The organism is Leifsonia psychrotolerans (assembly GCF_013410665.1).
Classification (GTDB): domain Bacteria; phylum Actinomycetota; class Actinomycetes; order Actinomycetales; family Microbacteriaceae; genus Cryobacterium; species Cryobacterium psychrotolerans_A.
Genome location: NZ_JACCFM010000001.1, coordinates 1,576,908 through 1,589,311 on the forward strand (window position 1 = coordinate 1,576,908; position 12,404 = coordinate 1,589,311).

Annotated in this window: 8 protein-coding genes; 5 read left to right on the forward strand and 3 right to left on the reverse strand. The window is 66.3% G+C overall.

Annotated elements, in window-relative coordinates; translation table 11 throughout:
* The first annotated feature begins 4 nt into the window (after window positions 1-4).
* Entirely contained in the window at window positions 5-1,324 is a 1,320-nt protein-coding gene (locus tag HNR05_RS07395) for a phosphotransferase (protein WP_179578430.1), read from the forward strand.
* On the opposite strand, the gene HNR05_RS07400 is transcribed toward HNR05_RS07395, so the two are convergent.
* The gene (locus HNR05_RS07400; protein ID WP_179578431.1) at window positions 1,243-4,572 is read right to left on the reverse strand and encodes an ATP-dependent DNA helicase; all 3,330 of its coding nucleotides are present in this window, start codon (window positions 4,570-4,572) and stop codon (window positions 1,243-1,245) included. The genes HNR05_RS07395 and HNR05_RS07400 overlap by 82 nt on opposite strands.
* Window positions 4,569-7,919: a PD-(D/E)XK nuclease family protein gene (locus tag HNR05_RS17925; RefSeq protein WP_179578432.1), complete on the reverse strand. Its 3,351-nt coding sequence runs from the start codon at window positions 7,917-7,919 to the stop codon at window positions 4,569-4,571. The genes HNR05_RS07400 and HNR05_RS17925 overlap by 4 nt, the downstream gene beginning before the upstream one ends.
* Before the next feature lie 98 nt (window positions 7,920-8,017).
* Between HNR05_RS17925 and HNR05_RS07410 the strand changes: the two genes are divergently transcribed.
* Genes HNR05_RS07410 through zapE form a run of 3 tightly spaced genes read left to right on the forward strand, consistent with a single transcriptional unit; the run spans window position 8,018 to window position 9,656 of the window.
* Entirely contained in the window at window positions 8,018-8,242 is a 225-nt protein-coding gene (locus HNR05_RS07410; protein WP_179578433.1) for a DUF3107 family protein, read from the forward strand.
* Between the two features lie 6 nt (window positions 8,243-8,248).
* Window positions 8,249-8,557 (forward strand): hypothetical protein, encoded by a 309-nt coding sequence (locus HNR05_RS07415; RefSeq protein WP_179578434.1) that lies wholly within the window; start codon window positions 8,249-8,251, stop codon window positions 8,555-8,557.
* Window positions 8,558-8,573: 16 nt separating this feature from the next.
* Entirely contained in the window at window positions 8,574-9,656 is a 1,083-nt protein-coding gene (gene zapE / locus HNR05_RS07420) for a cell division protein ZapE (RefSeq protein WP_179578435.1), read from the forward strand.
* A gap of 6 nt (window positions 9,657-9,662) precedes the next feature.
* On the opposite strand, the gene HNR05_RS07425 is transcribed toward zapE, so the two are convergent.
* Window positions 9,663-10,286, reverse strand: a complete 624-nt coding sequence (locus tag HNR05_RS07425) for a ferritin-like fold-containing protein (protein WP_218868839.1) — start codon at window positions 10,284-10,286, stop codon at window positions 9,663-9,665.
* Window positions 10,287-10,620: 334 nt separating this feature from the next.
* Here HNR05_RS07425 and HNR05_RS07430 point away from each other — a divergent pair, with 334 nt between their 5' ends.
* On the forward strand, window positions 10,621-12,327 hold the full coding sequence (locus tag HNR05_RS07430; protein WP_179578437.1) for a DEAD/DEAH box helicase: 1,707 nt from the start codon (window positions 10,621-10,623) through the stop codon (window positions 12,325-12,327).
* Window positions 12,328-12,404 lie beyond the last annotated feature (77 nt).

Below are 12,404 nucleotides of genomic sequence, written 5' to 3' on the forward strand. Positions count from 1 at the left end.
AGGCATGGCCAGATCCCATCTCACTCTAGCCGCGTTGGCCACCTCTGCTCTTCCGGGGCTCGACGTTGCCCAGGCGCGCATGCACAGCCAGCGCTCCCATGGTTTGTTCGACTCCGCGCTGATCATCGACCGCGACGGTCGCGAGCTGATCATCCGGGTTCCCCGCTCACAGTCGGCAGAGACCGAGCAGTCGGCAGACCTGGTGGCGCTGCGCGCACTCACCGTCGGAAATCGCAGCAGACTGCCCTTCGATATTCCAGAGTTCCTCGGCCAGACACCGACCGGCCCCACCCGCGCCATCGTCTATGAGCTGCTGCCCGGCGATTCCTTCGAGACGGATGCCCTCACCGGCCACGTCGGTGTCTCCGGTTCGATCGGGCGTGCGATTGCCGCCATCCACGGCCTGCCCACAGCCTTCATCGCCGATGCCGGGCTTTCCCAGCAGACCGCCCATGAATGTCGCACCGCCACGATCGCCCTGATCGATCGGGCGGCGAGCACCGGTTATCTGCCCGCCGCGTTGCTGCGCCGGTGGGAGCAGGCGACCGATGACGACGCCCTCTGGCAGTTCGCTCCCACGGTGGTGCACGGCTCACTCTCTGACGAATCGTTCCTGATCGTCGACGATGCCGTATCGGGCGTGCTCGGCTGGGCCGCCTTGGCTGTCGGGGACCCGGCACGTGACCTGAACTGGTTGCTCGCCGCCCGCGGTGAGGCCGCGGAGACCGCGATTTCGTCGTATCTGGCTGCACGCCAGGGCGGAGATCCCCGGCTCACCCAGCGCGCCATGCTCTATGCCGAACTGGAGTTGGCTCGGTGGCTGCTGCACGGCTCGGACACCCGCAATCAAGAGATCGTCGACGATGCCGTCGCCATGCTCGACGGTCTCGTCGATACGGTGCACAGCAACACGTCAGACTCGCTCTCGACTGACACCGGCGTGGTTCTTGATGTCGACGACGTCGAGACGCTGCTGGATGCGACGCCGCGCGATGCCGCCTCCCGCGGCGCCACACCGCACGGTTCGGCCATGCACACCGATAGTTTCGACCGCGCGGAGCTCGCGGCGATGTTCGGATCTGAGTCCGATGACGCCCCGTCAAGCGATTCAGCAGACGGATCGGACGGCGACGTTTACCCGGCGTCCAACCCGTTTGCCGATCCCGATGAGCCCGTCGAGCGCGTCACGCCCGTCATGCCCGCCGCGTCCGATGAGCCTTTCGACCCGAATGCCACGGCTGCCTACTCGATCGAGGCCGAGCGTGCCCGCGAGAGTGCGACCTCGACCGACGACCAGGCCGCAACCAGGTCGTCGGCGGAGTAAAGCCGGTCCGGTGCGATCACGGTGTCGTCGGAAACAAAATAGAACACCGCGTCGACGAGGTCGGCCGAAATGCCCTTCCACGTCGCGTAGGCCAAGCGGTACAGCGCGAGCTGCGTCTGTTTGAGTTCGAGGTCTGCCGCGTTTTTTGGCGCCTTCCCGGTCTTCCAATCGACGACTTGATAGCCCGTCGGGGTGCGATAGACCGCATCGAGCTTGCAGATGAACACCTGACCGGCCAGCACATAATGAATCTCGATCTCGACTTCTTCGGGCTGCAGGCTCCCCCACGCCGACCGCTCAAAAGTGGCCTGCAATCGGGCGAGCTCGCGCGCGGAGTCGTGCTCTCCGCCCGGCACAACCCCGTCAGCCGCCAGATCGTCGACGTCGAGATCGAGTTCGTCTCTTGACGCGTCGATGTACTCCAGCGGAGCCCCGCCGCCCGAACGTTGTTCAACCCAGGAGTGAAACAGGGTACCCAGCCGCGTCGCCCGATACGGCCGCTCCGGCATCGGCCGGCGCAGCGCTGCAGCCACCGCGTGCGGGTCGTCGACGTAGTCCTTGAACCTCGACGCGGGAATGCGGGGCGGCACCGTGGCGGCTGTGGCGCCGGCGAGGCGTTGTGCCCGCTCGTGCAGCAACAGGGTGATGTCGCGCGACCACGGCGTGACAGTATCCGTCGGCGCGTCTACTGACTGCTGAACCGCAGCCGCCGCGGCTTCGACGACGCTGCGACGAGTGCCGAGCGGATCGAAGGGCCAGCTCGGCGCGTCGCCCCGGTTCGACTCGGGCTTCTCCTCATGCTCGCTGGCCTCGGGCAGCGCCGGAATCAGCCCCGCCTGGACGAGTTCGGTCAGATACCGGCTGGGGACGCGCTGGGTGGTGCCATTCGCCCAAAAGGCCCCCGTCAGCAAGAGTTCGTGTTGTGCCCGAGTCGTTGCAACATAGATCAGTCGGCGTTCTTCGGCATCGTGACGAGCCGTCAACGCAGCCTTGTAGGCGCGGAACTCCTCGTCGAAGTCGAGCTGGCTGTCATGCTGGCGCCAGCGCAGTTCGGGCAATTCGGCGGCGTCGCCACGCAGCGGATACGGCAGTTCGCCGAACCGCAGCCAGCCGGCGCCGTCGCGAGCCTGGGCCGGCAGGCTCTTCTCGGCCAGGTTCGGAATGGCGACATAGTCCCACTCCAGGCCCTTGGCCCCATGAATGGTGAGCAATTGCACCGCCCCGGCCTCAGCGGCCTCGCCGCGCGGACCCATGTCGTCCTGCCGTTCGGCTCGGCTGAGCCAGCGCAGAAACCCGCCCAGCGAGCCGTTCTCGTCGCTGTCGAGAAAGGCCGCGATCGCATCATGAAAGGCGTAGAGATTGGCCAGGCCCAGACTGTTCGTCTCATTCGCGACGAGTTCGACGTCGAGCAGAATCTCTTGCTCGATGAGCCGTACGAAGTCGAGCAGAGGCAGACCGGCCCGAGAGCGGAACCAGGCGAGCTGGGCGCCCGCCGCACGCAAGCGGTCCAGGCCGTCGGAACTAAACCCGGCCAGCTGTCCGTGCGCTCGCGATGCCGTCGACACGAAATCGAGGGCGTCAACGAGTGAACTGGTGTCGTCACCGGCAACCGAAGCCCGCAGTTTCGCCTTCAACTCGTCGCTCAGGGCGTGCTGGGCCCAGTCATGACTGGCCAGCCAACTCGCGACCCGGGCGAGGGTGTGCAGATCGCGCGGGCCCACCCGCCAGCGCCCACCCGACAGCAGACGAATCAGTTCGCTGCCCGCGGAGGGGTCGTGCACGGCTCGAAGCACACTGACAATATCGGCGATCTCGGGTGAGGACAGCAGACCACCGAGCCCGAGCACGTGCGCCGGCACGCCCTGGGCCCGCAGCGCATCGGCGAACAGTTCCATTTCACGCCGTGCCCGAAACAGGATGGCGCCGGACTTCTCGCTCTCGGTCGACAGCCGCGCGGCGAACCAGCGGGCGACGAGCGCAGCCTCGTCGGCCAGGGTCTCGCAGAGGGCGGCCTCGACCAGCCCCGCTGCTTTGCCGGCCGGCACCTTGAGTGTGTCGACCTGGATGCCGTCGGGTTGTGACCGCAATTCGTCGGAGAGCGGCCCGACGAGCGCGTTTGCCACATCAAGCACGGCGCCCGGGTTGCGCCAGGTGTACGAGAGCGACATGGTCGGGGCATCGCGGTTGGCGCGGCCGGAGAAGTCTCGAGCAAAACCGAGCAGATTCGCCGAGCTGGCCCCGCGCCAGCCGTAGATCGATTGGTGTGGATCGCCGACGGCCATCACCGGGTGATGCGCGAAAAGCGTGCGCAGCAGCTCGGTCTGCAGAACCGAGGTGTCTTGATATTCATCGAGCAACACGATGCGGTACTGATCGCGGTATTCGGCAACAACGCGTTCGACCTTCTGACAGACCTGCAGGGCGAGCGCCACCTGGTCAGAGAACTCGATCAGCCCGAGTCGACGTTTCTCGGTCTGGTAGAGGTCGGCCAATTCGGCCAGCACCGGCAACGGGGCTACGGCCGCAATGGAATCGATGACCGAGTCGTACGGCTTCTTCTTACGGGTAGATCCGTAGGGTAAATCGGCCAGATAGTCGAAGCTCGCGGCCAGACCGGCCAGATCGTGCGTCGGTGCCTCGCCCTGATCCACCGGCGGCGGGTTTTCGGCGAGTGCGCGACTGAGCTGCAGCACGGCGTCGGTCACAGCATCGACACTCTTGCCGAACGCGACGAGCCGGTGATCCCCCTGGTTCACCACAACGCTACGGGCGAGAAGCCAGGCCGACGTTTCAGTGAGCAGAACAGATTCCGACTCTCGACCGAGAAGGAGAGCGTTGTCGCTGAACAGACGACTGGCAAACGAGTTGTAGGTCGACACGGTCGGAGTGTTGAACAGGTCCGCAGCCTCGGGGTGCGGCTCTGCACCTCCCGCCGACGCAGTCGGCAGAAGTCCGGCTTCGTCGAGCTGTTCGATGCGGTTGTTGATGCGCTGCGCCAGTTCACCGGCTGCCTTGCGCGTGAACGTGAGACCCAGAATCTGGTCGGGCCGTGCATGCCCGTTGGCCAACAACCAGAGCACTCGGTTGGCCATGGTCTCGGTCTTTCCGCTGCCGGCCCCGGCCACAACGAGTGTGGGCGACAGCGGCGCTTCAATCACCGCTTGCTGCTCGATCGTGGGCGGGAACATGCCGAGCGCCTCGGCGATCTGCACGGCGGAGATGGGCGGATGCGACGACGTGGGGCTCATGAACTGACCTGCTTGATGATGTGAAGTCGGCACGATCCAAACGACCAGGGATCGAGACAGTGCGTGGCAAGTTCGGCCACGAAGAGGGCGCCGCCCATGCCCGCGGCATCGGCTTGCACGCGAGCGCGGAAGGTGTCGAGTTGCTCGGCGGTGAGCGGCTGTTGGGTGGGGTCGCGGTAGTTCTTCTTCTGGGTGCCCGACGACACGATGACCAGGCGTGCGCCGGCCAGGTCGACACCGTCGGGGATGCCCTCGATGGCGCCCTCTTGAAAGGCGAGCTGGTAGGCGCCGAGCTGTGGATGATCGGCGACCCCCGCGTCGTTGATCGGGTCGCCTTTACCGGTTTTCAGATCGACGATCACGGCCCGACCGTCCTGCAGTTGCTCGACCCGGTCGACAGTGCCCGAGAGAACGGCATCGCCGACGGCGACCGTGAAACCGCCTTCTGCGCTGAGCAGGCTGCCGCCCGAGCGGGAGAAGTCGCCCAGGTACGAGGCCAGCCGATCGGTGAGCGCCCGAGCCTCGAGTTTTGCGACCCGAGATTGCCATTCGGCGTCGAAGACCAGCTCACCCCAGCGCTCGTCCACCCCTTTCCAGAGTGCCTCCGGCGTCACGTCGACAGCGGTTTCCATGACCTTGTGCACAATCGTGCCGAGGTTGGCGGCCGTGTTTGTTCCACCGCCACCGACCTGTCCGATCACCCAGTGCAGGGGGCAGGCCTCAAACGACGCCATCTTCGACGGCGAGACGCGCACGGCACCGTCCGGCTGCGACTGAGCATCCGGCTGCGGCTGAGCATCAGGCTGCGACTGAGCATCAGGCTGCGACTGAGCATCAGGCTGCGACTGAGCATCAGGCTGCGACTGATTGTCGTTGAGGGGGCGAGTGGTGCTCGGCGGCACGATTCCGTACCACTCGCTCGGATGCGCGCCCGCAACCCCCGCGCCGGCCAGTCGGGCCAAGGCCGCCGAGGCATCGCTGATTCGACGCTTCGCGAACTCGTCGTCCGGGTGCGACCGTCCGAGCGCCCCGGTGAGGTCGCGTCGCAATCGGCCGACCAAGCCGCGGAGCGAGAGCGGGAACCGGTTCGCCGCGGCCTCGGCCGGCTCGGGGTCGGGCAGCATTCGGAAGAACGCCGAGGGCTGATTGTCTTCGTTGGCGATCGCCGTCGCGAGCACTTCATGCCGCGCCCGGGAGGCCGCCTGGGCGAACATGCGCAATTCGTCGTGGAGCACCGCGGTGCGGGCATCCGTCGAGGCCGAGTCCTGTCGGCCGGCCCGGGCCGCCAGGTCGCCGGCGCCGAGCAAGGAGCCGCGCACGCGAAGGTCGGGCCAGACGTTCTCTTGCAGGCCGGCCAGCACGACGACATCGAACTCGCGGCCGATCACGGCGCTCGGCGTCGCCACGATCACCGCATCGCCCTGAGCGCGGGGGGCCAGGGTGTCTTCCGGCACGTCGGTGTCGACCAGATGGGCCAGGAATTGCACGGGCGGCGCGGCGGGCGTGCGCTCGACGAAGCGCTGGGCAGCCGAGAACAACGCCACGACGGCGTCGAGGTTGCGATTGGCTTCGTCGGCCACGATTCCTGTTGCGGTGGATTGCTCATGCCAGATGTCGGCGAGGCGGCTGCGCTGCCAAAGCCCCCACAGAAGTTCTTCGATCGTGGCGCCCGCAGCGTATTCGGCGGATGCCTCGGCCAGACTGCGCCCGAACGCCAACGCCTTGCGGGCGATGCGGTTGTCGAGGGTTTCGAGGGTCGCCGGCTCGACGAGTGCGCTCACGAGCAGTGCGTCTGCCGTGCGGTTTCCGTCAGCGTTCAGTTCACGCTGGCGCAGGGCGGCGCGCAAGCGGCGAAGCGCGATGGGGTCGAGACCGCCAAGCGGACCGCCGAGCAGTGCGGTCGCGGTTTCGGCGTCAAGGGCACGACGCCCGAGAGTCACCTCGAGCGCGAGAATGAATGCGGCGACGGCGCCCTCATCACGCAGCGCAGTCTGGGCACTGGCGACCTGGGTGGGGACTTCGAGAGCTGCCAATCCCTTGGAGAGAGCCGGAACCAGTGCTCCGGTACGCACGATCACCGCCATCTGTCCCCACGGAACCTGGCCCAAAATGTGGCGCTCACGCAGACGCCGGGCAATCACCGCGAGCTGTTCGGCCGGGTTGCCCACGACCATGCTCTGCACAGCATCGAATGGGGCCGGGTCGGCAGCGGCATCGACTGCAGCAACATCGCCAGCGGCGTGGTCAGCGCGGTCAGCCTCGACGGCTGCGCGGTCAGCCTCGACGGCTGCGTGGTCGGCTTCGACAGCGGCGGGCTGGTGTGCCACCGTCGCTGCCCGCTGCGTTCCGGCCGCCGCCGCACCGATGCGGTGTGTGGCCTCGCCGACGAGCCGACGCACCTCCGGGCCATGGCGATAGACCGTGCCGAGGGTGAAGCTCTGAATCCGCTCGACGCCGAGGTAGGAGTCGAGTCGACCCAACGAATCGGGGTGGGCACCACGGAACGAGCCCGTCGACAGGTCGGGATCGCCGACCGCGAGAATCGCAACGCCGCGGGCTGCGAACTGGGCAAGCAATGACAGGGTGGCTTGGGTGGCCTCTTGGGCATCGTCGAGCACAATCAAGCGCAGGCCGGCGAGCGGTCCGAGCTCGCCCTGCGCCGCCGCCCCAGCGGGTGCCGCACGCACGAGTGCTGCGGCAAATTGGGACAGTTCGGTGGAGTCGTAGTGCCCCGGACGGGTCTGGTCTTTCACCTCTTCATAGCCACGGATGAAGTCTGCCGCGGCTTCCCATTCGACGCGCCCCGTTTCTCTGCCCCAGGCGGCAAGCTGCGCGGGCGTCACCCCGTACTCAACGGCGCGCATCATGAGGTCACGCAGTTCGGTGCGGAATCCGCGCAGCCGGCGCACCTCGGGGCCGAGTGTGGGTGGCCAGACCGGCCCGGAGCCTTCATCGAGATGCCCCTGCAGAAGCTCGGCAATGATCTGATCTTGTTCGCCGCCGGTCAGCAGCGTCGGGCTGGCGCGTCCCTCGCGCGTTTCAGTCCCCCGCACGATTTGGAATGCCACTGAATTCGCGGTTCGAGCCAGAGGTCCGTTTGTCGGAATCCCCAGTCGAAGTGACACACGGTCGCGCAACTCGGTGGCGCCCGAGCGTGTCGGAACAAGCACGAGCACCTCGCTCGGGGAATACCCTCGCCCCAGCACTCGCTCGGCGACGGCCTCGACGACCACGGCCGTCTTGCCGGTTCCCGGAGCGCCGAGCACCGACGCACACTGACCGTCGGCGAGGTCGAGAACCGCCTGCTGCGAGGGGTCGAGGGCAATTTCTGGTGCGGTAGGTGTCACGTTTTACACGGTACCGGGTTGCGCCGACAGTGAACGGTGTTCGAGGCTGCGCCCGTTCTGTCGTACTCTGGGCGAGTAGTCAACGAAAGGCGCACCTGGTGGACATCCGCATTGGCATCTTCAACTCTCCCCGCGAGATCGGTTTTGAGACCTCCCAGCCCGCTGCTGAGGTCGAGGCGGCTGTCGCTGCCGCTCTCGCAGACCCCACCGGCTACCTCAAGCTGGGCGACGACAAGGGTCGCATCTACGTGGTCCCCACGAGCGGGCTTGCCTACGTCGAGATCGGCTCCGAAGAGTCGCGTCGCGTCGGCTTCGTCGCGTAAGCACTGATGGAGCTTCTGTTTGTCGCCCTCGGCGGCGCACTGATCGGCCTCGTGGCCCGTTACGCGCTGCCGAACCGCGGAACCCAGGGCGCCGTGCTCGTTCCCGCCATCGGCACGGGTGTAGCCGCACTGATCTGGGTCGCGTTGACCTGGCTGGGCATGAAGTGGGATGGCGGCTGGATCTGGTGGATCACGTTCGCGCTCACCGCAGTCATCGCCGTCGCGGCGAACATCGTCGTGGCGCGCCGACGCGCACACAGCGACAACCAGCGTCTGCACAGCCTGCTGAGGTCTGCGGCACCGCACACCTCATGACGGCGATCGCACCGTGATGGCGGCATTTCCGGCGATTCACGGCGTGCTCGATGCGGAACAATCACGCTGTGCCGCTCGATTGAGCCTGCTCACTCACCGCGACACGGACGCCCCTTTTCGCGGGGTGTACGTGCACGGTTCCGTCGGGCGGGGAAAGACCTGGCTCTGCGACGCCTTCTTTGACGCGTGGCCGGGAACGGCCAAGCGTCGAGTGCACTTTCACGATTTCTTTCGCAGGCTGCATGAGACAATCTGGCTCTACCGCACGCATCCGATCGAGGAGCCGGTCGAGTTCGACACACCGAGCACGCCCGACCCCGACCCGGTTGGCCAGGCCATCGCTGATCTCTATGATGGCGTCGAGTTGTTGTACTTCGATGAGTTTTATGTGCACGACACGGCGGATGCCGTGCTTCTGACCCAGGTACTCCAAGCGGCCATTGACAGCGGTATCACGCTGGTGGCTACCTCAAACTACGCGCCGAGCGACCTGCTGCCGAGCCCCGACTTTCACCACATGATGGAGCCCGCGATCGCCCTGATCGAGGCGCATTTCGATGTCGTCGAACTCGGCGGCGATCACGACTACCGGCTGACCGACGGCACGTCCCGGGCCGCAGGGTTCGCGGCGGGTCGCTGGATCGCGGCGTCGCCCGCCGGTCTGCTGGACGAGGCTGGGCTGGTGGAACCGGCCGAGTCCGAACGCACCAGCCTTGATTCCCGCGGCCATCGTTTCAACGCCCGCCGGGCATCCGGCGGCGAGCTCTGGTTCGACTTCGCCGACCTGTGCGAGGCGCACACCTCGGTCAACGACTACCTGGCCTGGTCGGCCGAATCCGACGTCTGGGTGCTCGACGCTGTGCCCAAACTGGCGACCACGACGCCGTCGAGCAGTCAACGCTTCGCCCACCTCATCGACGTTCTCTGCGACGCCGACGTGACCCTGCACATCCGCAGCAACCACACAGTTGACGAGGTACTGGCACCAGAACCGGTCTCCCCGCACCTGGCACCCCGCGAAATCCCCCCGCCCGCACTCGGTCCGCTCGACCTGGTGCGCACCGCGAGCAGACTTGCTCTGCTGCGTCCGCTTCGCTGAGCTGACTCAGGCGGTCAGACCGAGCGCGTCCATGCGTCGCGTGTGGGCAGCGATGATTTCGGTGAAGACGGGTTCGAGTGTGGACTCGTCTGAGCCGAGATCACCCGTCACGTGCAAGGCCGACCGAGCGATGAGCAGGGTGTCGCCGACAAGTCGACGCCCCCACAACGCCAACGACGAATCCAACGTGCTGTCGGCAGCGATTCCACGAGTGATCTCGTGCACGATCGCCGCGGTGTCGGCGCTGCTAGCCACGCCCGCCGTGCGCCGGATGATCGGCACAATGCGCTGGCGAGATTCGTGGGGCAACCCGGCCGCAAGACTCGCGAAGAAGTCCTCCAGCAGCCCCGTGGTCAGGTAACAGCCGAGAATCGATTCGTACCAGGTCGCGCCGTACGTCATCCGGCTGAACGATTCGAGATCCGCGGCGAAGGGCGCCATTGCCTCAGCCGGTTCGCCGCCCACCCGACGGATCTCGGCGGCGAGAGCCTGATGCGTGGCCAGTGCGTTCCCGGCGACGCGGCTCAGGGATTCTCGTGCCGCCAGCGTCGGGGCGATTCCCGCCGAGCGAGCGAGGCTGTTGAACACGGTCAGCTGGAAGTACGCCGACTGACCGAGAAGCTGCATCATTGGCGGAACAAGAGTGCTGATGTCGACTTTCGTCGTTGGCTGTGAATGCCCTCTGGCACGCAACCGGGGAACCTCCACGCGCTTTGCACGTCGCTCAAACCATGACACCACAAGCCCAGCTTAGGGTGTTGCCCCGATGCGCCTCGGAATCGCGCTGTGCGCAGTCCGTCAGAGAAGTTCATGCAGTCCGTTAGAGAAACGGATGTCGCTGCCGACAGGTTTACAGCCGCGCCCGGTAAGCTGGACTCACGTCACCGGCATCGGATCGGTGACGATGCGCCTGAAGCAGAAGACGGGCGCAACCCTCTTCTTCAGCACAGGCAGGCATACATTCGTGACTTTCTCCGAACTTAATATCGACCAGGACATGGTTGAGGCTCTCGCCGACAAGGGCATCCTTGAGCCGTTCCCCATTCAGACTCAGACCATTCCGCTCGCTCTCGCCGGCCAAGACATCATCGGCCAGGCCAAGACGGGTACCGGCAAGACCTTCGGATTCGGCCTTCCGCTGATCCAGCGCCTCGGCCTGAACCCCGAGCCAGGCGTGCAGGCGCTCATCGTCGTTCCGACGCGTGAACTCTGCGTGCAGGTGAGCGAAGATCTCGAGCTCGCCGCCAAGAACCGCGACACCAAGATCGTCTCCATTTACGGTGGCAAGGCCTACGAAGGTCAGGTTGAAGCGCTGAAGGCCGGCGCGCAGATCGTCGTCGGAACCCCGGGTCGCCTTCTCGACCTCGCCAGCCAGCGCCTGCTCAATTTGAAGAATGTGCGCGAGATGGTGCTCGACGAGGCTGACAAGATGCTCGACCTCGGCTTCCTGGCCGACATCGAGAAGCTCTTCGCTCAGACGCCGGCCGGCCGCCACACCATGCTGTTCTCGGCCACCATGCCCGGCCCGATCGTCGCCCTCGCGCGACGCTTCATGACCAAGCCGATTCACATTCGTGCGACCGACCCCGACGAGGGCCTCACCCAGGCCAACATCGAACACCTGGTCTACCGTGCGCACAACATGGATAAAGACGAGGTGATCGGCCGCATCTTGATGGCCGAGGGCCGCGGCAAGACCGTCATCTTCACGCGCACCAAGCGTGCCGCAGCCAAGCTCGTCGAAGAGCTCAATGACCGTGGCTTCAATGCCGCTGCGGTGCATGGCGACCTGAACCAGGAACAGCGCGAACGCGCCATGGCTGCGTTCAAAGCCGGTAAAAAAGACATCCTCATCGCAACGGATGTCGCCGCTCGCGGCATCGACGTCAACGACGTCACGCACGTGATCAACCACACGATCCCCGAAGACGAGAAGGCGTACCTGCACCGCGTGGGCCGCACCGGTCGCGCGGGCAAGACCGGTATCGCCGTGACGTTCGTCGACTGGGACGATCTGCACAAGTGGGCCCTGATCAACAAGGCGCTCGAGTTCGGCCAGCCGGAACCGACGGAGACCTACTCGTCGTCACCGCACCTCTTCACCGACCTCAACATCCCCGCCGGCTCGAAGGGCCGCCTGCGTGCGACACCGATCAAGGACGGCCCTCCAGTCGGTTCCGGTCGCTCAGATGCGGGCCGTTCCGGTTCGGGCCGTTCGGGTGCAGCACGTTCTGACTCGGGCCGTTCGGGCGCAGCGCGTTCTGACTCGGGCCGTTCTGACTCCGGCCGTTCCAACGCCGGTCGCACGGCTGCGGTAGGCACCGAGACAGCCGCCACCGACGTATCCGCTGAAGCCGCCACCGGTTCCGGACGTAGCCGCAACAGCCGGTCGCGGAGCCGCTCCGGCTCGGGCCGTTCGGACGCCCCGCGCACCGCGACGACTCCCGCTGAGGCCGACCGTTCGATCGCATCGACCTCCGGCGAGCCTGAGATTCGCCCGGGTCGCACCCGCACGCGTAACCGCGTTGGCCGCACGACGAACCCGGCCGCCGCCGCACCGATCTCCGCCGCTGGCACGCATGACGGCGGTGGCATCGAGCACCGCGACGGCAACAGCTCAGTGCGTCACCAGGTGCGTCACCGCTCTGCCGAAACCGGCATTCAGGAGTAACACGCACAACGCACACGGCCCGCCGCATCTCAGGATGCGGCGGGCCGTGTGCGTCGTGGGGGCCGAGCGTCTAGAAC

Excerpts from the sequence above, each read along its gene's own strand:
- HNR05_RS07395 (WP_179578430.1), top strand. The coding sequence starts at position 5 with ATGGCCAGATCCCATCTCACTCTAGCCGCGTTGGCCACCTCTGCTCTT.
- HNR05_RS07400 (WP_179578431.1), bottom strand. The coding sequence starts at position 4,572 with ATGAGCCCCACGTCGTCGCATCCGCCCATCTCCGCCGTGCAGATCGCC.
- HNR05_RS07415 (WP_179578434.1), top strand. The coding sequence starts at position 8,249 with ATGGAGCTTCTGTTTGTCGCCCTCGGCGGCGCACTGATCGGCCTCGTG.
- zapE (WP_179578435.1), top strand. The coding sequence starts at position 8,574 with ATGGCGGCATTTCCGGCGATTCACGGCGTGCTCGATGCGGAACAATCA.
- HNR05_RS07425 (WP_218868839.1), bottom strand. The coding sequence starts at position 10,286 with ATGATGCAGCTTCTCGGTCAGTCGGCGTACTTCCAGCTGACCGTGTTC.